Raw genomic sequence first — 19,202 nt, 5'->3', positions numbered from 1 at the left:
GCACAAGGAAGCATGGATGAAGCCTGCGATCGCCATCTACGGGAATGTGTGGCCCGACGACACGCTATCCGCCCTTGATGCGCATTTCACCTGCCATGTGATGGCGCGCATGACGCCGCAGGCCGCCGCGGCCTTCCCCGGCGAGGAAGCCGGCCGGGTGCGCGGCATCCTCACCACCGGCACGGTCGGCATCGACGCCGCGCTGGCGGCGCGCTATCCGGCGCTGGAGATCGTGGCCGTGCATGGAGTGGGCCTGGACGCCGTCGACCTCGGCGCCCTGCACGGGCGCGGCGTCGTCGTCACCAACACGCCGGACGTGCTCACCGAGGATGTGGCCGACCTGGCCGTGGCCCTGCTGCTGGCCGCCGCACGCCGCCTGCCCCAGCTGGACCGCTATGTACGCGCCGGGCATTGGCAGGAGAAGCGTGCGCTGGGCCCGGCGCGCAGCCTGCGCGGCAAGGTCGCCGGCATCTACGGCTACGGGCGCATCGGCCAGGCCGTGGCCGCGCGCCTGCGCGCCTTCGGCATGGCGATCCGCTACTATCAGCGCAGCAGCGGGCCGGAACCGGCGCTGCGCTGCGCCTCGCTGGAAGCGCTGGCCGCCGCCAGCGACTACCTGGTGGTGTGCGCGCCGGGCGGCGCCGCCACCCGGACCGCGGTGGACGCGGCGGTGCTGGACGCCCTGGGGCCGGACGGCACCCTGGTCAACATCGCGCGCGGTTCGGTGGTGGACGAGGCCGCGCTGGTCGCCGCCCTCGCCTCCGGGCGGCTGGGCGCGGCGGCGCTCGACGTGTTCGAGGACGAGCCACGCGTGCCCCCAGGCCTCATCGCGCTCGAGAACGTGGTCCTGAGCCCGCACGTGGGCAGCTTCACGGTGGAGGCGCGGCAGGCGATGCGCGAGCTGGCCATCGCCAACCTGCGCGCCTACTTCGCGGGCGAGCCGGCGCTGACGCCGGTCGTGCCCTGACGCCGCCTACAAGACCAGCCCGCCCGGCGCCGGCTGGCGCGTGAAGCTCGGCCCGTCCGTGCTGGGCTTGCCGCCTTCCCACACCAGCCGGTCGATGCACATGCGCCGCCCCGTCATGGCGGTGTCCCAGGCGTGGTACACGATCCAGTCCTGGCTGCCGTCGGGCGAGGTGGTGAAAGAGTTGTGGCCGGGGCCGATCACATTGCCGGGGCGGGAACGCATCAGCAAGGCTTCGTCGCTCCCTTCGGGCCGCGTGAACGGCCCCAGCGGGTGGTCGGCCACGACGTAGCTGACGCCATAGTTTTCCTTCTCCCAGGCGCCGCCGCTGTAGAAGCAGTAGTACCTCCCGCCGTGCACCAGCACCGAGGCGCCCTCCACCGTGTGCCAGTCGTACACCGCGTCGTACATCGCGCGCCCCTTCTTGAACAGCTGCCAGTCGGCGTGCGGGCGCGCCACCGTGCGCGGCTCGCCCGCCAACTGGTCCATCGCCACCAGGCGGTCGACCACGATGCCGGTGCCGATGCGATGGTCGTCTTCCAGCTCCAGGAAATCGACGCAGTAGTACAGGTACCACTGGCCGTCCTTGTCGCGGAACGGATGGGCGTCGATCGAGAACTGGAGGTTCGGGACCAGCTGCTTGCCCTGGTCCACGAAGGGTCCCACCGGATGGTCGGCCACCGCCACGCGCAGCTTCTGGTGCTTGCCCTCGATGTCGCCGGACGAGTAGTACATCCAGAATTTGCCTTCGCTATACGCCACTTCCGGGGCCCAGAAGTGGTCGTCGCCGGGCGCCGTGATGGCGTAGCCGGCGCGGCGCCAGTCGACCAGGTCGTTCGACACCAGCACCGGGAAGCGCCCGCCGCCAGGTCCTTCGGGGGCGGTGCCGTAGGCGTAGTAGCGCCCCTCGTGCCTGAGCACGAAGGGATCGGCCATGATGTCCGGATACACCGGGTTGCAATACGTCTTCAGCATCGGTTCACCCTTACATTTGATAGCGCAGGCTCAGGCCGTACGTGGTCGGGTTGTAGCGGATGTCGCGCGGACGGATCGGGTCGCCCAGGTAGCTCTCGAAGCGCTCCCTGGTCAGATTGATCGCATCGAAATTGAGCGACAGGTTCGGCGTGAGCGCGTAGCCGATGCTCAGGTCGACGTAGGTCGAGGCCTTGACCATGCGGTCCTGGCCGAAGCGCGGCTCGGCGATCTGCTCGACGTACTTGCCGCGGCGGGTGGCCGCCAGGCGGCCGGTCCAGCGCTCGCGCTCGTAGAGCAGCGCGAAGTTCCAGCTCTGGCGCGCCACCCCGATCAGCGCGGTTGTGGTGTAGGCGCCGCTGTTCAAGCCGGTCCGGGTCTGGTTCTCCCCGTCGATCCAGGTGTAATTGAACTGCGCGCCCAGGCCGCTCCAGGCGCCCGGCAGGAAGTCGAAGAACTTCTGGATGCCGAACTCCGCCCCCTTCAGCTTGCCTTTCCCGGAGTTCTGCGGTCGGGTGACGCGGTAGGCGACGCCGTTGATGGTCTCGGTCTGTTCGAAGGTCTGCAGGTAGCCATCGATGTCGCGGTGGAACAGCGCAATCTGGGCAAAGCCGTTGTCGCGGAAGTAGTACTCCAGCGTGGCGTCGCTATTGATCGACTCGGTTGGTGCGAGCTCCGGGTTGCCTGCGGCGCCTGTCCCCTCCCTGTTCACGGTCGGCGGTATCAGGGAAAGGGCCGGGTTCAGCTGGGAAAACTCGGGCCGGGTAATGGTCTTGCCCACACTAAAGTGCGACTGGATACGGTCGGTCCAGTTCACCACCGCCGATACGTTCGGCAGGAAGTTGGTCTCGTCGCTGTCTTCGCTGATCGGGGTGACGACGTCGCCGATGCGGCGCCTGCCTTCCAGCTTGCGGTCGACTTTCACGAGGCGCCCGCCGAGATTGCCGGTCATGCCGACCGCCCCCAGCTGCGCCTTCCAGCGTGCGCCCAGGTGCAGCGTGGCGGTGCGCTCGCGCTGCTCGAACAGGCGCATCGGGTCATCCGGCACACGTCCGGCCGGCTGGCCGTAAAAGGCGCGCACGGTATCGGCCCGGTCGATCAGGAAGTCGCGCGAAGGCGTCACCCATGGACCGCCAAGGCGGTCCAGGCCCGGTACCAGGCTTTGGAAGGAAGCGCCGAAGGCAGCCACCGGCGAAGGACGCACCGTGGTGTCCGGCAGGTCGTTGGCCCGCTCCCCGCTATGGAAGCTGACCTCCCGATTCGACAGGCGGATGCCTCCGGTCAGCGCGGTGATGAAGCCGTCGCCCAGGCGGTACACCGAGTCGACACGGAACTGGGTCTGCTCGCCGCGCGACTCGCCCCAGTTCTGCACCATGCCGCGCAGGACGAACTGGCTGGGGTCGCGCAGTGCGTTGCCGCTGGTCGGCGTGGTGATGGCGTTGTAGCCCCCGTGGCCGTCGCGGCCGAAGGTATACACCGAGGAGCTGGCGCCAGGGATCTGCTGGTCGACGATCACGGTGTCGTTGACGTAGTCGGAGCGGGTGAAGGCCAGGTTGCTGTCGACGGACAGCGGGCCCTGGCGGTACTTCGCGCCGAAGTTCAGGTAGTGGGTGGCGGTATGCTCCTTCACCCCCCAGGTACTGGTCGCAGTGTAAGGATCCCAGTCGTAGGGGTTGCCGAAACGGGCCGCCGGCGCGCTGGCCGCCTGGATCGGACAGATCTGGCCGACCGGTGTGTTGCAATAGTCGCCCTGGGGCGCCAGCACCACGTTGGTCAGGCGCGGGGTCCAGGTGGCGATGTTCAGGATGTAGTCGACTTCGTTCCGGGTGCCGTAGCCGGTTCCCAGATACTGGGCGGAGAGTTCGGTCTGTGGATTGAGCTTCCACTGGACGGCGGCATGGAGGCTGCCGCGTTCACGGTCGCCGGCATTATAGATGCCGCCGATGTTCGGCAACTCGCCGAGGCGGTCGCCGGGGCGCAGCGGCGCAATCGGCTGGTCGTCGTTCAGGCGGGTGGCGGTGCCGTCCGGGCTGACCGAGAAAATGCGGTCGGGCCGGTCAACCCACTGCACCGGCATCGCAAAGCGTTCCTTGTTGTAGGCGAGGTCGACCAGCACGCCGATCTCGCCGACGCCGGTCTGCCAGCGATTGCTCATCAGGACACCGCCGCCCGGGCTGGTCTTTTCCTTGCGCGCTTCGCTGCCTTCGACGTACTGGCGGCGACCCTCGAGATAGCCGCTCAGGGTATAGCCCTTGAAGTCGAAAGGCGCGCGCAGGCGGATGTTGACGGCCCCCGCGATACCGCCCTCGAACTGGTTGGCGGTGGCCGACTTGTACACGTCCAGGCCGGCGATCGACTGCACCGGCAAGTCCTGGTAGGACAGGCGGCGGCCGGTGCCGGTGAAGATCTCGTTGCCGTCGATGGTGGTGGCCACGTCCGGCAGGCCGCGGATGATCACGCTGCTGGTCTCGCCGCGGTCGCGACCCACCTGCACGCCCGCGATGCGCTGCAGGGCGTCGCCGGCGGCGCGGTCGGGGAACTTGCCGATATCGTCGGCATTGATCGAATCCACCACCTGTTCGGCGTCGCGCTTGATCTGCTCGGCGGAGCGGATGCTGCTGCGGATGCCGCTCACCGTGACGGTGGCGATACCGCCGGTTGCAGGGGCGGCCTGCTCCTGGGCGGCGGCCAAGCCGGAATGGGCACACAGCAAGAGGACGGCGGCGCAGACCGGCCGGACTTTCAAGGTGGTCATCGAAGTCTCCTGAATTCGGTGGCGCCGCCTGCGTCCGCCGGGTGGCGGACGGGCGCGCCGATACTGGAATCGTTATTAGTCATAATTTATGACCAATATGACAAAAGCTATCCGAATCCGTGTGCGCGTGGCGCACTCAAGGACCGCCAAAAAGGGCCTTACAAAGGGGTGAAAAAAGCCACCGAATCACGCTCCACCAGAGGGCAATCCATCTTTACGCTGGTACGGCGCAGCACACCGCCGTTCACCTGGGCAATCAGGCTTTCGGCGGCCCAGCGGCCCATTTCGTAGTTTGGCAACAACACTGTGGTGAGCGGCGGCTGAATATAGCGGGCGATGTCCTGGTCGTCGTAGCCGACCACCGACACCTGGCGCGGCAGCTCCAGGCCGAGCTCGCGCGCCGCCTCGATGGCGCCGACCGCCATCAGGTCGTTGGCGCAGAACAGCGCGCTCGGACGGTCTTGCAGGCCGAGCAGCTCATGCGCGTGCGCGCGGCCGCTGCTCACCTGCCAGTCGCCCTCGCGCACCAGTTGCGGGTCGAATGGGATGTCGCGCGTGGACAGGGCCTGGCGGTAACCCTTGAGGCGCTCGGCGGCCGCTTCGATCCAGCCTTCGCCGTTGATGAAGCCGATGCGCCGGTGGCCGCGCTCGAGCAGGTGCATGGTGGCGGCATAGCCGCCCAGCACCTCGCTCGGCACCACCGAGGAATACAACCGGTCGCGCCGCTCCTTCTGGTGGCAGTTCAGCAGTACGGTAGGTACCGAGGCCAGCTGCGCGGGCACCACGACGGCGCGCGTGAAGATGGCGGCGTACACCACGCCCAGCAGCGAAGGATCGGCCAGCATCCGTGCCAGGATCGCCCCTTCGTAGGCAGGGTCGTTGCGGGTGGCGTAGACCGACAGCAGGCAGTCGTGCTCCCATGCGGCGTCGCGGGCGCCGTCGATGGTCAGCATGGCGTGCGGGCTGGTGGACAGTTCGTCGGTCAGGTAGACGATCAACTTGCGCTCGTCGCGCGGGGCCGCGTGGCCCATGCGCTCGACGGGATAGCCGAGTTCGCGGGCGATGCGCAGCACCCGCTTGCGGGTCTCGCTCGACACCTTGGCCCCGCTCATGTGGTTGATCACGAGCGACACCGTGGACTGCGACACGCCGGCCAGCTTCGCGATGTCGGTCATGGTGGGCCGCCGCCGCTGGCCCGGTGCCCCCGGTTCGCTCATTGTCGCTCCCTCAGGCTGCCAGGCTGCGCGGCAGGGCGGCGCCGTCCGCGTCGAACAGGTGGGCCTGGCCGGGATCGAAGGCGAGCCGGACCCGCGCGCCGCGCGCAGGCCCGGCGCCGTCGGCCCGGCACTTCACGGCCAGCATCTCGGGCACGCCGTCGGCCTGGGCGTAGACGATGGCGGCGTCGCCCAGGTACTCGACCAGCGCGACCGTGGCCGGGACGCCCCCTGCCCCTTCGTCCGTCTCGATCCGCAGGTGCTCGGGGCGCACGCCCAGGGTGACGGCTGCGCCGGGCGCCGCGCGCGCGCAGTCGGCCGCCACCTCGACCACGGCGCCTCCGGCCAGGCGTACGTGGGCCGCCGGACCTTCTTCGCCGGCCAGCAGCCCGGGCAGGAAATTCATGCGCGGCGAGCCGAGGAAGCCGGCCACGAAGCGGTTGGCCGGACGCTCGTACAGCGCGAGCGGGGTGCCGGCCTGCTCGATGCGTCCGCCATTGAACACGACGATCTTCTGGCCCAGCGTCATGGCCTCGACCTGGTCGTGGGTGACGTAGATCATGGTGGCGCCGAGCTCGCGGTGCAGGCGCGCCAGCTCGACCCGGGTCTGGCCGCGCAGCGCGGCGTCGAGGTTCGACAGGGGTTCGTCGAACAGGAAGACCTCGGGTTTGCGCACGATGGCGCGCCCGATCGCGACGCGCTGGCGCTGGCCGCCCGACAGCGCCTTGGGACGGCGCTCGAGCAGGTGGCCGATCTGGAGGATCTCGGCGGCGCGCCCCACACGCTCCTGGATCTCGGCGCGCGGCACCCCGGCCAGCTTCAGCGCGAAGCCCATGTTCTCGGCCACCGTCATGTGCGGGTACAGCGCATAGCTCTGGAACACCATCGCAATGCCGCGCCTGGCGGGCTCCACCTCGTTGCAGACCCGTCCGCCGATCTCCACCGTGCCCGCGCTGACCTCTTCCAGCCCGGCCACGATGCGCAGCAGGGTCGACTTGCCGCAGCCCGAGGGGCCGACCAGCACCACGAACTCGCCGTCCGCGATGTCGAGGTCGACGCCCTTGATGACGGGGTTGTCCTCGTAGTGCTTGGTAATGCCTTGCAGGCGTACGGATGCCATGGAGTCTCCTATCCTTTGAGGCCGGTCGCGGCCAGGAAGCCGTGCGTGACGCGGCGCTGGAACAGCACATAGGCCAGCGCCACCGGCAGCGCGCCGATCAGCGCGGCCGCCATCAGCTGGGCATAACGTACCCCGAAGGCGTCGTAGGTCTGGGTCAGGCCGAGCGGAATCGTCATCATGTCGTTCGAGGTGACGATGATGAAGGGCCACAAAAAGTTGTTCCAGGCGCCGATGAAGGTCACGATTGCCATCGCCCATACGATATTGCCCGACACCGGCAGGTAGACGCTCCACAGGATGCGCAGCGGCCCGGCGCCGTCCATCACGGCGGCCTCGCGAAAGTCGGCGGGAATCGCGTCGAAGAACTGCTTGAAGACGTAGATCACCACCGGCGCCACCACCTGCGGCAGCACGATGCCGGCATAGCTGTTGATCAGGCCGAGCTGGTTCATCATCCGGAACAGGGGCACCAGCAGCGCTTCGAAAGGCACCAGGAAGGCCAGCATGGTAATGGCGAACACGAAATTGCGGCCGCGGAAGCGCAGCTGGGAAAACGCATAGGCGGCCATGAGGGACAGGGCCATGGTCACCAGCGTCACCAGCAGGGCCACCAGGGCGCTGTTGAACAGCCAGCGCCCGACGTTGCCGGCGGCCAGCACCTTGGCGAAGGCCTCCAGGGTCCAGTCACGGGGCAGCCAGTGGAACACGTTCGATACCGTCTCGTGTTCGGGGCGCAGCGCGGTGCTCATCGCCCACAGCAGGGGCGCCACCCACATGGCGGCCAGCAGCAGTGCGGCCAGCGCGCCGATCGCGGTCCAGGCCGTGCCGCCGCGCGCGCCGGCGGGCATGCGGGCCGCGCTCATGCTTCCCTCCGCGCCAGCCAGCGCACGAAGCCGGCCTGGGCCAGCGACAGCGCGACCACGATCGCAACGAAGGCCACCGCGATCGCGGCGGCATAGCCGGCGTCGCTCTGGGTAAAGGCGGTCTCGTACATGTAGTGCAGGGTCACGCGGGTGGTGTTGAAGGGGCCGCCCGTGGTCATGATGTAGGTCTGGCCGAAGATCTTCATCGAGGCGATCAGCTGCAGAACCAGGGCCATTCCCGCCACAGGGCGCAGGGCCGGCCAGGTGATCGTGCGGAACAGCGTGAAGCCGCGCGCGCCATCCAGCGCGGCGGCTTCGTACAGGTCGGCCGGGATGTTGCGCAGGCCGGCGAGGAACATCAGCATGTTGAAGCCCACGGTCCACCAGATGGTGCCAATCGCCACCATCGGCATGGCCCAGGTGAGGTCGGCGAACCAGGCGCGCTGCATCCCGAGGACGTGGTTCACCACGCCGCTCGAGGGCTGCAGCATCCAGTCGGCGATCAGGGTCATCACCGAGATCGGCAGTACGTAGGGCAGGAAAAAGGCGCCCTGCAGCCAGCCGCCGGCCCGGGTGAAGCGGTTCACCAGCAGCGCCATCACCAGGCCCAGCACCGTCAGCGGGACCACGGTCAGCAGCGCGAAATAGAAGGTGTTGCCGACCGCCGCCCAGAACGACGGGTCCTGCACCAGCGTCACGTAGTTGTCGATGCCGATGAAGGCGTTGGTGCGGGTCAGGCTGCTCTCCGTCAGGCTCATGTAGAAGGTATCGAGGGCGGGCAGGAAGAAGAACAGCAGGAAGGCGATGGCGAACGGGGCCAGCAGCATTGCCGCCGGCAGCGCGTCGCCGCGCCTGGCCCCGCTCGAACGGATGGATGCCATCGGTGTCCCCTAGTAGCGCGGCGCGCGCTTCCTGATCATGCGCGCCGCTTCGGTTTCGAACATGCGCAGGGCCTGCGCGGGCGTCAGCTGCGAGGACAGCGCCGCCGGCAGGTACTTCGAGGCCATCGCCTGGAGTGGGCCGGCCGCGCCCATGTACCAGGCGTCCGGGTCGTAGATCACGCTGCGCGGCACGTCCGCATACAGGCGGTTCGGCATCAGGGCCCGTGCGGCGGGCGATTCGGCCGCGGGGCGGTAGGCCAGCACGTGCCCGCCCTCGGCCCAGCCCAGCGAGTTCTTGCTCACAAAAGCGACGAAGCGCAGCACCGCTCGCGCCTTCTGCAGCGACATCGGGCGCCCTTCGTTGGCGGGAATGGCGAAGGCGTGCGAGTCGGCCCAGACGCTGTCGTTGCCGAACATGCGGGGCAGAGGGACGATGCCGTACTCGAAGCCGAGCGTGCCGCGCCTGCTCCCGCGCACCAGTTCGGGCACTTCCCACACGCCATTGATCATGAAGCCGGCGTTCCCGCCCATGAACTGGCTGGTGGACGCCGCGTAGTCGAGGCCGGGCTGGGCATATCCCTGCCGGAACCAGCGGCTGATGCGCGCCAGCGAGTCCACGCCCGCCGCGCCGTAGGCGAAGCGGCCGTTCTCGATCAGGGGTGCGTTGCGCTGCGCCAGCATGGAGACCCACAGGCGCCAGATCGCATACGAACTCTGGCTGCTCTCCATCGTCATGCCGGGCCGGCCGGTGGCCTGGCGCACGGCGCGGAAGGCTTCGGTGAGCGCATCGATGCCCTGGATCGGGGTCAGGCTGCCATCCGCGTCGAGCAGCCCGGCCTTGCCGACCAGGGTCTTGTTGTAGTACAGGACCAGCGGATGCAGGTCGAGCGGGACCGCATAGGTGCGGCCCGCATGCTGCGATTTTTGCCACTGGCGCGGGTAGAAGTCGGCAGGCTCGAGACCCGCCTCGCGCAGTTCGTGCGGGGCGATCGGACGCAGCACGCCGCCGCCGGCCAGGTTGGTCATGCGCGACAGGTGCACCGTCGCCAGGTCCGGACCGGCGCCGACCACCGAGGAGGTGATCAGCTTGGTGTAGAAGGGTTCGCCCCACTTCAGCGTCGTGCTCAGCACCCGCACCTCGCGCTGGCTGGCGTTGAAGCGTTCGACCAGCGCCGCCATGCGCGCGCCGTCGCCGCCGCTCAGCAGCGTCCACATACGCACCTCGACCTGCGCGATGGCGGCGCCGGGCGCGCACGACAGGCAGGCGCAGGCCGCGATGGCCGCAAGGCGCGTCGCGCCGGCGGGGCGCACGGTAAATGGGGTCAAGCCTGTCTCCTGGGTGGTTCCATGCGGTCCGGCGCTGCGCCGCCGCATTGTTGTCTGCTCTATATTATTAATACTAGCAAATAATTATTGGCAGGGGCCGTCCTGATGGCTTGCAGGCGGGCGCGGTAGAATCCGGGTTTTGCCGGGTGGTGCGAGGGATGTGGATCGGAGTACTGTGCGGCCTGCTGGCGGGCGCGATGTGGGGCATGGTGTTCATCGTGCCCGAACTGCTGGGCGCCTTCACGCCGCTCGAACTGGCGGTCGGCCGCTACCTGGCCTACGGGGCCATGGCCTTCGGCCTGCTGCTGCCGCGCCTGAAACCCCTGCTCGCCAGCCTGGCGCCAGGCGACTATGCGGCCCTGCTGCGCCATGCACTGGCAGGCAACATCGTGTACTACATGCTGCTGGCCGCCGGCGTGAAGTATGCGGGCGTCGCTCCGACTTCCCTGATCATCGGGATGCTGCCGGTGCTCGTGACCCTGATGGGCCGCAACGACCATGGCGCTGCGCCGCTGCGCCGCCTGGCCTGGCCGCTGCTGCTGGTGGGCGCGGGCATCGCCTGCATCAACGTCGATGTCTTCCTGCATCCCGGCCCTGGCGCGTCGAGCGGCGACATCGCACTGGGCGTGGCCTGCGCCACCGGCGCCCTGCTGTGCTGGAGCTGGTATGCGCTGGACAATGCGCGCTACCTCAAGCGCAATCCGCGCTTCTCCAGCGCCCAGTGGTCGGCGCTGTACGGCCTCGCCACGGGCGTCCTTGCCCTCTTGACCGGCCTGTTGGCCTGGGCATTCACGCAGGGCCCGGCGCCGGCTTCCGCAGCACCCGGGCGCGACTGGACCCTGTTCTGGGCCTGCAACGTCGTGATCGCACTCGGCGCCTCGGTGATCGGCAACGGCCTGTGGAACGTGGCCAGCCGCCGCGTGCCGGTCACCCTGTCGGGCCAGTTGATCCTGTTCGAGACCCTGTTCGCCCTGCTCTACGGTTTCCTGTACCGTGGCCACGGGCCGCGCCCGCTGGAAATGGCCGCGATCGCGCTGCTGGTGGCGGGCGTGACCTGGTCGGTACGCGCCCACGCGGGCGCGCCGGCGCCGTCAGGGGCCCAGCCGTCCGACCCTGACCTCGGAAAAGGTGACGGCGTGGCCGGCGCCGCCCATCGCCACCAGGCCTAGCCTGGCGCCGGCGCCCAGGCGGTGGGTCCAGGCGCCACCCTGCACCCAGTTCCTGCCGTCCTGGCTCGACCACGCGGTATAGCGCTCCTCGCCGGCGTCCATCCCCTTGGCGCTTCCCGGGCTGCGATGGATGTCGATCCGCAGCCAGGTCCAATCGCCCGGTGTACCGGCCACCGTATTGCCGTAGCGCGGATAGCCGCGCGCCACCGGCGCCAGCTCCTTGCCGAATTCCACCTGGCGCAGTCCCTGGTGCGCCAGTTCGACCAGCTTGACGTAATTGTCGTCGTCGCGCATGACGACCAGGCCGGCCTGCACCGGCGACGCGCAGCAGTCGAGCGGCGCATCCAGCCGGATGCGGGCCTCGATGCGCAGGTCGCCGTCGGGCAGCGCGGTGCGCAGGACGGCGGCATTGTCCGTATCTTCGTGCAGGTCGGCGCGCTGGGTCGACATGCGCAGCCCAGGCTGGCCGCTGGCCCAGTGGCCGGCGGCTTCCGGGCGCACCCAGCGCCAGCGCGCATCGAGCGCACTGTTCTCGAAGCGGTCGCTCCACAGCGGCGTGGCCGCCGCAGGCGCCGCCGGCGCGGGCAGCGGGGGCAGCGGCGCTCCCGGACGCAGCGCGGGGCGCGCCTGCGCCGCATCGGAGGGACCACGTCCGCCGTTGATCACCGGCCAGCCGTCCACCCAGTCGATCCGGTCGAGCAGCAGCGGGCGACGGGTCAGCTTGTCCTCGACGCTGAAGTAACCCTGCTTGCGGTCGACCGCATGGTACAAGGTCCACCATTGGCCCGAGGGATCCTGGAACACCGTGTTGTGGCCCGCGCCGACCCAGCGGTTGCCGCTCTGCGCCAGCACCGGCGTGCCGCCGGCCCGGGCCGCCGCCAGGTCCTTGCCCTGGCGGTCGAGGAAGGGGCCTTCCGCGCTCCGCGCGCGGCCGACATGGAGCGTGTATCCCGTCAGCGGTCCCCTGCAGCAATCGGTCGCGGAGGCGAACAGGTACCAGTACTCGCCAACCCGGACCACTTCCGCGCCCTCATAGCGGTTGGCTGCGCCGATGCGCCTTGCGGCGCCCTCGACCTTCAGCCCGTCCTTCGACAGGCGCTGGACATGGATGCCGCCGCCGTAGCTGCCGTAGAACAGGAAGCGGTCGCCCTGGGCGTCCTCGACCACGTCGGGGTCGAAGCTCCAGTGGAAGCTGCAGCCGGCGCCGGCGCGGCGCGGCGCCACCACCAGCTGCCCAGCCGCCTTCCAGGGGCCGGCGGGCGACGCGCTGGTGGCGACGGCGATGCCGCTGTCGGCTTCGCAGCCCTTTTCCGGGCTGTGGGCGTCGGCCACGTCGGTAACGGTGAAGTACAGGTAATAGCTGCCGTTCTGGTACACCGGCTCGGGCGCCCACAGCCCCGACTTGGGCCCGGCCAGCCCCTTCGGACGGCGGTCGAAGGCGTCGCGCACGAAGTACCAGCTGACCAGGTCCACCGAGCGATAGACCGGCATCATGTGGAATCTCCACCCTTTGCCGTCGCGCTCCTTCTTGCTGATCGGGTCCATCGTGCAGTACAGGTACCAGACCGTGGGCGAAGAAGTGCGGTCGCGCAGCAGCGCCGGATCGGCGCAGCTCTCGGCGAGGGTGCCGTCGGCCAGGCGCAGGGGCAGCGGGTTGGTATAGCTTGACGGGGACGCCGGCTGCGCTTGCTGCGCGCCTGCATGCGCCGTCCACGCCAGCAGCAGCGCCGCACTCCAGGTTCGCAGGGAAAGGATCATGCTGTCTCCTCGTCGCGCCGCCGGCGCTGTCTCGTGCTGTCTCGGTGCTGCGGTGTTGTTGCTCAAAAGATAATTCAATCTGATGACGCGCGGCGCACGCGTGGCCGCCGCCGCTGGCCAAGCGTGGCGATTCCTGGCCGACAGTGCTCTATATGTTGTAACAGTGCGCCAGCTTGCGTTCAAATACTTTTGTAGGACTATTGCCCATCTTTACTACCTGCTAGAATGCCAGCTTAGCAACAAATGTTGTCAACTGACAAAGCGGGATTACCCGTCCCGGGGCACGTATGAGAAGAATTCGGGGGTTGTCCTAGATGAAAGTAATGCAGGCCTGGCCGGCGCGTACCTTGCTGGCTGCCGGCGTAGCAAGCCTTGCCTGGAACGTGGGAGCAGCCCGCGCCGGCCAGGCCGATGACCCGCAAGCGGCGCGAGAGCGCCAGGATACCGTGCCGGAAGTGCTGGTGACCGCGCAGCGCATCGTTGCGCCGGCCTCGCGCACGCCGATCGCCATCAGCGTGATGCAGGAAGATCGGCTGCATGAACTCGGCATCGACAGCCCGGCAGCGCTGGGCGCGCGCCTCCCGAACGTACACGTCGACCAGGCCTTTTCCGGCCTGCGCGTCACCATCCGCGGCATCAGCAACGTCGACACCAGCGACAAGAGCGACCCCTCGGCCGCCTTCATGATCGACGGCGTGTACATCGCGCGCCCGGCCGCCCAGACCGCCAATTTCCTCGACGTCGACCGCGTCGAAGTATTGCGCGGCCCGCAGGGGACGCTGTACGGCCGCAATACGACGGCGGGGCTGGTCAACGTGATCTCGAACGCCCCGGTCCAGCGGCTGGAGGGCCGCGTGGCCGTCGAAGCCGGCGCCTGGGCCAACCGCAAGCTCGAAGGCGTGATCAACGTGCCCGTGGGCGCCGCGCTGGCCCTGCGCGCCGCCGTCAGCGCCCGCAGGCAGGATCCCTTCCTGAGGAATGGCCAGGGCACGCCCCACCAGCCCGGGATGGACCGCGACGACCGCGACGCCCGCCTGAGCGCCAGGCTCGCCGCCGGACCCGACGCGACCCTGCTGCTGCGCTACGACCACAGCGAGGCCGCCAGCAATAACGACCGCACCGTCCCCGACACCAATTTCTATACCGGCGTCGCGGCCGGAAAGCCCGTGTGGCGTCCCGGCAGCACCGACCAGCGCCTGACCAACGCTTTCCGCCCGGTGAACATCGCGCCGGTGCAGGGCGTCCAGGACCGCCGCGTGCGCGGTTTGCTTGCCGACCTGAGCTGGAACCTGGGACCGGCCGCCCTCCACTACCTGGGTTCGCGCCGCGACATCGACCAGCAGATGGTCAACAATTACTACTACCGGATCACCCCGGCGATCGCGCTCGGCGTCATCAACAGCTACGACGGCGCCAACACCCAGGATTCGCATGAACTGCGCATGGCAAGCAATGGCGGCGGACCGCTCGGCGCCCAGGTTGGCCTGTACCACTTCAGCGAGGAATCCGACACCACCTATACCTTCCAGGGCCTGCGTCCGGCCGGCCTGCCGCCCTATTATTCCTTCCCGCTGGTGACCGAAGCCAGGAGCCGCGCGCTGTTCGGTCACCTGGCCTGGCGCGTGCGCGACGGCCTGCGCCTGTCCGCCGGCGCGCGGCGCACGATCGATCACAAGGCGCGCATCGGCTCGACCGACTTCCAGCAGGCCCCCGTCTTCAACCCGGGCACCGACCGCCGCCTGCTGAACGCCGCCGAGCTCAGTACGGCGCGCACCACCTGGCGCCTCGCCGCGGAGCGCGACCTGGCCCCGGGCGCAATGGCTTACCTGAGCCTGTCCACCGGCTACAAGGCCGGCGCCTTCAACGACGGCTGCGTGGCCGGCACCAGCGCGCGTGGCGTGGCCTGCCCGGCCGCGTCGGCCGTGACCCCGGAATTCCTGTACTACCAGCCGGAAGAACTGCGCGCCTGGGAAGCGGGCGTCAAGGCCCGCCTGTTCGGCGGCCGCCTGAGCGTGAACGCTGCGGCCTTCCATTACGACTACACCAACCTGCAGCTGACCGGCACGGCAATCGTGGCCGGGGCGCCACGCCTGCTGACGACCAATGCGGGCGTGGCGCGCAGCCGTGGCATCGAGCTCGATGGCGAGCTGCGGATCGGATCCCAGGGGCGCCTGAGCTACGCCCTGACGCTGCTCGACGCCCGCTACGTGAACTACATGGCGACGCCCACGGTGTCCTGGGCGGGCAGGCGCCTGGACCGCGCGCCCGCCCACGTGCTCGCGCTCGGCTACCAGCAGCGCCTGCCGGTGGCAGGCGGGCAGCTGACGGGAGGCGTGTTCGGGCGCGCCAGCGCCGCCTACGTGCTGGCGGTGCCGAGCCAGCTGCTGAGCTACCACGTGCCTGCGCATACGAGCACCGACGCGACCCTGTCGTGGCAGCCTGACGGCGCGCGATGGAGCTTGCTGGCGCGTGTGCGCAATATCGAGGACAAGGTGCGTCCGACCCTCATCGACAGCTTCGGCATGAGCACGCCGTCGGCGCCGCGCACGGCCGACCTGCGGCTCGACCTGCGCTTCTGACGAGGCCGGGCGCCCATGAACCAGATGCTCCGCCCGCCCTCCCTGTTGCGCCGCCTGCCGGCGCCATCGCGCGTCGTCCCGACGCTGCTGGAACTGCTGGTGCCGCTGGTGCTGCTGGTGCTGTCCTTGGGCGCGCTCCCGAGCGCCGCCGCCGCCGGCCCGGCGCCGCTCGAACTCGGACGCGCCATGTCCCGCGTCGACGCCTGGCCTGCCGTCACCGTCCTGGTCGACGAAGGCGCGCAGCTCGATGCGCGGGGGGCGCTGGCGGCGGCCGACCGTTTCGCGCCGCCCCGGCTAGCCAACGGCGTGCTGGGCGTCATGCAAGACCCCAGCTGGATGCGCATTCCCTTCCGCATCGCGCCGGACGCGCCCGGCGATTGGGTGGTGCAGATCGACTTCGGCATCCTCGACTACGTCGAGTTCTACCTGGAGGAAGGCGGATCGGTGCGCAAGCTGGCCAGCAGCGGACGCCGCCTCGACGAGACCGGCGCACTCAAGGGACGCGTGCCTGCCACCGTACTGACCCTGCGCCCCGGCGGCGAGTACACGCTGCTGGTCCGTGTCCAGGCCAGGGGGCCGCGCGTGGCGCCGGTCAGCTTCATGCGGCCCGACGCGTTTCACCGCGACGCGCTGGCCGAACAGATGCTGCAGGGTGTCCTGATGGGCATCGCGGCTTGCCTGGTCGCGTACAGCCTCGGGCAGTGGCTCACCATGCGCGACGCGCTCTACCTCAAGTACGCCATGTACGTGGGCGGCCTGACCATGTACTCCATCGTCTGGTTCGGCATCGGCGAGCAGTTCTTCTGGCGCGGGAGCGACTGGATCAGCAGGCACATGATGGGATTTGCCTCGATGGTCGCATCAAGCGGAGCCTATCTGTTCGTGGAGCAGGTTCTGGCGCGCCCGGGACGCGACCGGCGCTTCCGGCGCATCATGCGGGCCGGCGCGGCGGCGTGCGGCGTAGTCGGCGTGCTCTGGTGCCTCGACCTGATCTCGTACATGGCCATGATCGCATTCACCGTCACCGTGGGCAGCGCGCCGATGTTCCTCGGCCTGCCCGGCGCCCTGCGCCGCGTGCGCGAGCGCGATCCGATCGGCGCTTACTTCCTGCTCAGCTGGTTCTTCAGCGCGGGCGGCGCGGTGGTCCAGTCGCTGATGGTCGCCGGCAAGCTGCCGGCCAACTTCTGGACCCTGCACTCGCTTGAACTGGGCGTGACCGTGGACATGCTGATGTTCCTGCGCATCCTCGGCTTGCGCGGCAAGGCCATGCAAGCGGCCATGCTGCGCGCCGAAGCCGAGGCGCGCATGAAGTCGGAGTTCCTTGCCAATATGAGCCACGAGATCCGCACCCCGATGAATGCGATCATCAACATGAGCCGGCTGGCCCTGATGGGCGAGGCGCCGCCCAAGTTGCGCACTTACCTGGCCAGGATCCTGGGCGCGGGCGAACACCTGCTCGGCCTCGTCAACAACATCCTCGACCACGCCAAGATGGAGGCCGGCAAGCTGGCGCTCGAGCAGGAGGCATTCGACCTGAACACCGTGCTCGATCACGTGGCGAGCGTCACCAGCGTGAAGTGCGAGGCCAAGGGCGTGGAACTGGTGTTCCGGATCGGCCCCGGTGTTCCTCAACTTTTGCTCGGCGATCCGCTGCGCCTGGGCCAGGTGCTGGTCAACCTGGCCGGCAATGCCGCCAAGTTCACCGAACGCGGCGAGATCGTCGTCGCCGTCGAACGGCTGGAACGCCACGGCGACCCGCTCGACCAGGTGACGCTCGAATTCTCGGTCGCCGACACCGGCATCGGCATGACGCCCGAGCAGCTAGGCCGCCTGTTCCAGTCTTTCACCCAGGCCGACAGCTCGACTACCCGCAAATACGGCGGCACCGGCCTTGGCCTGTCGATCTCGCGCCAGCTGGTCGAGCTGATGGGCGGCACGATCTCGGCTGCCAGCGCCGAGGGCGCCGGCAGCCGGTTCCGATTCGAGGTTCCGCTCGGCGTCGCCGATGCGGGTCCGCCTGCCGGCGCGTCGCGCCCGCCCCCGCTGCCGGTTGTGCGCGTGCTGGTGGTCGACGACAGCGCCGCCGCGCGCGAGGCGCTGGCCGGAATGCTGGCCGGGCTCGGGATCCGGGCCGACACGGCCGCTTCGGGCGAGGACGGCCTGGCCGCGCTGGCGCGCGCGCGCGCCGCCGGCGAACCCTATGCACTGGTGCTGGTGGACCACTTCATGCCGGGCATGGACGGGCTCCAGACGATCCGGCGCATCCGCCAGGCGGCCCCAGGCGAGGTCCCGCCTATGGTCCTGATGCTGCCCTCGAGCGCACGCGATACCGTGCGCGAACAGCAGGGCGAGCTGCCGGTCGCCGCTTTCCTGCACAAGCCGGTCGGACCGGAACTGCTGTACCACCGCATACTGCAGCTGCTGCATCCCCGGGCGGGCATGCTTGACCTGGCCGGCCCGGCGTTTGCGGCGATGGCCGAGCTGCCGCGCCTGGACCGCGCCCGCATTCTGCTGGCCGAGGACAATGCCGACAATCGCGACGTGGCGCTCGACTTCATGGCCGCCGCCCGCATGCAGGTGGACGTCGCTGTCGATGGGCGCGAGGCGGTGCGCATGGCGCTGGCCGGCGACTACGACCTGGTGCTGATGGACATCCAGATGCCCGAACTCGACGGCCTGGATGCGGCCCGTGCGATCCGCCTCGACCCGCGCCTGCGCGAGCTGCCGATCGTGGCGATGACGGCGCATGCCCGGCCGGGCGACCGCGCCAGGAGTGTCGCCGCGGGCATGAACGACCACCTCACCAAGCCGATCGATCCCGACCTGCTGTTCTGCACCCTGCTCAAGTGGATCGACCCGGTCCGCCTGCGGGGACGCGCGCTGCCGCCGGCGCCCGGCGCGCAAGCGGCTGACGAAGCGGGCCGCGCGTCCGGCTTCCTGAGCGCGCTGCCGCCGGTGCCGGGCCTGGACTGGCGCCAGGCGCTGGACAAGGTGGACGGCCAGCGCAGCCGCCTGGAAAAGCGCGCCAGCAGCTTCGTGCGCGAATACGCCGATGTCCCGCGCATCCTGCGCGAAGCGCTGGACGGCGGCGACCTCCCGCGCCTGCAATCGCTGGCCCACAACCTGAAATCGAGCGCGGCCTACGTTGGCGCCTACGAACTGTCGGCGGCGGCGCAGCGTCTCGAGCAGGACCTGCGCAACGGCCAGTCCGGGCGCCTGGCGGCGCAGGTGCCGGGCCTGGTGCACGCGGCGCAATCGGTACTGGCGGCGCTGTCGTCGCTGGCGGATGCGGCGCAGCCACGTCCGGTCGATCCGCCCCGGCCGGACGCCGTGCTGGCGCGGCTGCAGGAATACCTGCGCGCCGAAGACGCGCGCGCCGGCAATGCGCTGGCCGAGCTGGAAGCCCTGCTCGAGCACGGGCCCCATACGGCCACGCTGGCCGAACTGGGGCGTGCGGTAAGGGAGCTGGAATACGCCGCGGCCGAAGGCCCGCTGGCGGCGCTCGCAAGCGCGCTCGAACGCGATCTGGAGGGCATGGCATGAACGGCGTGGAGATCCAGTACAACGAACAAAACGGCCCCCCAGGGCCTTCCTGGACCCT

The 19,202-nt window shown here is 69.3% G+C and carries 12 protein-coding genes; 4 read left to right on the top strand and 8 right to left on the bottom strand.

What is annotated here, in order from left to right; all coding sequences use genetic code 11:
- The first annotated feature begins 16 nt into the window (after window positions 1-16).
- Window positions 17-967: an NAD(P)-dependent oxidoreductase gene (locus AC56KL_RS09285; protein WP_497179863.1), complete on the top strand. Its 951-nt coding sequence runs from the start codon at window positions 17-19 to the stop codon at window positions 965-967.
- A 6-nt stretch (window positions 968-973) separates the two neighbouring features.
- Here the strand turns inward: AC56KL_RS09285 and AC56KL_RS09280 are convergent, their stop codons facing one another.
- The 7 genes from AC56KL_RS09280 to AC56KL_RS09250 form a co-directional block, all read right to left on the bottom strand.
- A complete protein-coding gene (locus AC56KL_RS09280) occupies window positions 974-1,939 on the bottom strand; it encodes a glycoside hydrolase family 43 protein (protein ID WP_497179862.1) in 966 nt (321 codons plus the stop codon).
- Window positions 1,940-1,949: 10 nt separating this feature from the next.
- Window positions 1,950-4,691, bottom strand: a complete 2,742-nt coding sequence (locus tag AC56KL_RS09275) for a TonB-dependent receptor (protein WP_497179861.1) — start codon at window positions 4,689-4,691, stop codon at window positions 1,950-1,952.
- Window positions 4,692-4,849: 158 nt separating this feature from the next.
- Complete coding sequence (locus AC56KL_RS09270; RefSeq protein WP_497179860.1) at window positions 4,850-5,908, bottom strand: LacI family DNA-binding transcriptional regulator; 1,059 nt, start codon at window positions 5,906-5,908, stop codon at window positions 4,850-4,852.
- A gap of 10 nt (window positions 5,909-5,918) precedes the next feature.
- Complete coding sequence (locus tag AC56KL_RS09265) at window positions 5,919-7,025, bottom strand: ABC transporter ATP-binding protein (protein WP_497179859.1); 1,107 nt, start codon at window positions 7,023-7,025, stop codon at window positions 5,919-5,921.
- Between the two features lie 8 nt (window positions 7,026-7,033).
- Complete coding sequence (locus tag AC56KL_RS09260; RefSeq protein WP_497179858.1) at window positions 7,034-7,888, bottom strand: carbohydrate ABC transporter permease; 855 nt, start codon at window positions 7,886-7,888, stop codon at window positions 7,034-7,036.
- Window positions 7,885-8,769, bottom strand: a complete 885-nt coding sequence (locus tag AC56KL_RS09255; protein WP_497179857.1) for a carbohydrate ABC transporter permease — start codon at window positions 8,767-8,769, stop codon at window positions 7,885-7,887. Before AC56KL_RS09255 ends, AC56KL_RS09260 begins: the two co-directional genes overlap by 4 nt.
- A gap of 9 nt (window positions 8,770-8,778) precedes the next feature.
- On the bottom strand, window positions 8,779-10,095 hold the full coding sequence (locus tag AC56KL_RS09250) for an extracellular solute-binding protein (RefSeq protein ID WP_497179856.1): 1,317 nt from the start codon (window positions 10,093-10,095) through the stop codon (window positions 8,779-8,781).
- Between the two features lie 158 nt (window positions 10,096-10,253).
- Between AC56KL_RS09250 and AC56KL_RS09245 the strand changes: the two genes are divergently transcribed.
- The gene (locus AC56KL_RS09245; protein ID WP_497179855.1) at window positions 10,254-11,264 is read left to right on the top strand and encodes a DMT family transporter; all 1,011 of its coding nucleotides are present in this window, start codon (window positions 10,254-10,256) and stop codon (window positions 11,262-11,264) included.
- On the opposite strand, the gene AC56KL_RS09240 is transcribed toward AC56KL_RS09245, so the two are convergent.
- The gene (locus tag AC56KL_RS09240; protein WP_497179854.1) at window positions 11,187-13,022 is read right to left on the bottom strand and encodes a glycoside hydrolase family 43 protein; all 1,836 of its coding nucleotides are present in this window, start codon (window positions 13,020-13,022) and stop codon (window positions 11,187-11,189) included. The two genes, AC56KL_RS09245 and AC56KL_RS09240, sit on opposite strands and share 78 nt — an antisense overlap.
- Window positions 13,023-13,336: 314 nt before the next feature.
- Between AC56KL_RS09240 and AC56KL_RS09235 the strand changes: the two genes are divergently transcribed.
- Both AC56KL_RS09235 and AC56KL_RS09230 read left to right on the top strand, forming a co-directional pair.
- Window positions 13,337-15,601, top strand: a complete 2,265-nt coding sequence (locus AC56KL_RS09235) for a TonB-dependent receptor (RefSeq protein WP_497179853.1) — start codon at window positions 13,337-13,339, stop codon at window positions 15,599-15,601.
- 15 nt (window positions 15,602-15,616) lie between these two features.
- Window positions 15,617-19,144 (top strand): hybrid sensor histidine kinase/response regulator family protein, encoded by a 3,528-nt coding sequence (locus AC56KL_RS09230; protein WP_497179852.1) that lies wholly within the window; start codon window positions 15,617-15,619, stop codon window positions 19,142-19,144.
- The last annotated feature ends 58 nt before the right edge of the window (window positions 19,145-19,202 follow it).

It is taken from the genome of Telluria sp. ZB4P34, from assembly GCF_059686055.1.
This window is presented reverse-complemented; position numbering and strand designations above follow the sequence as displayed.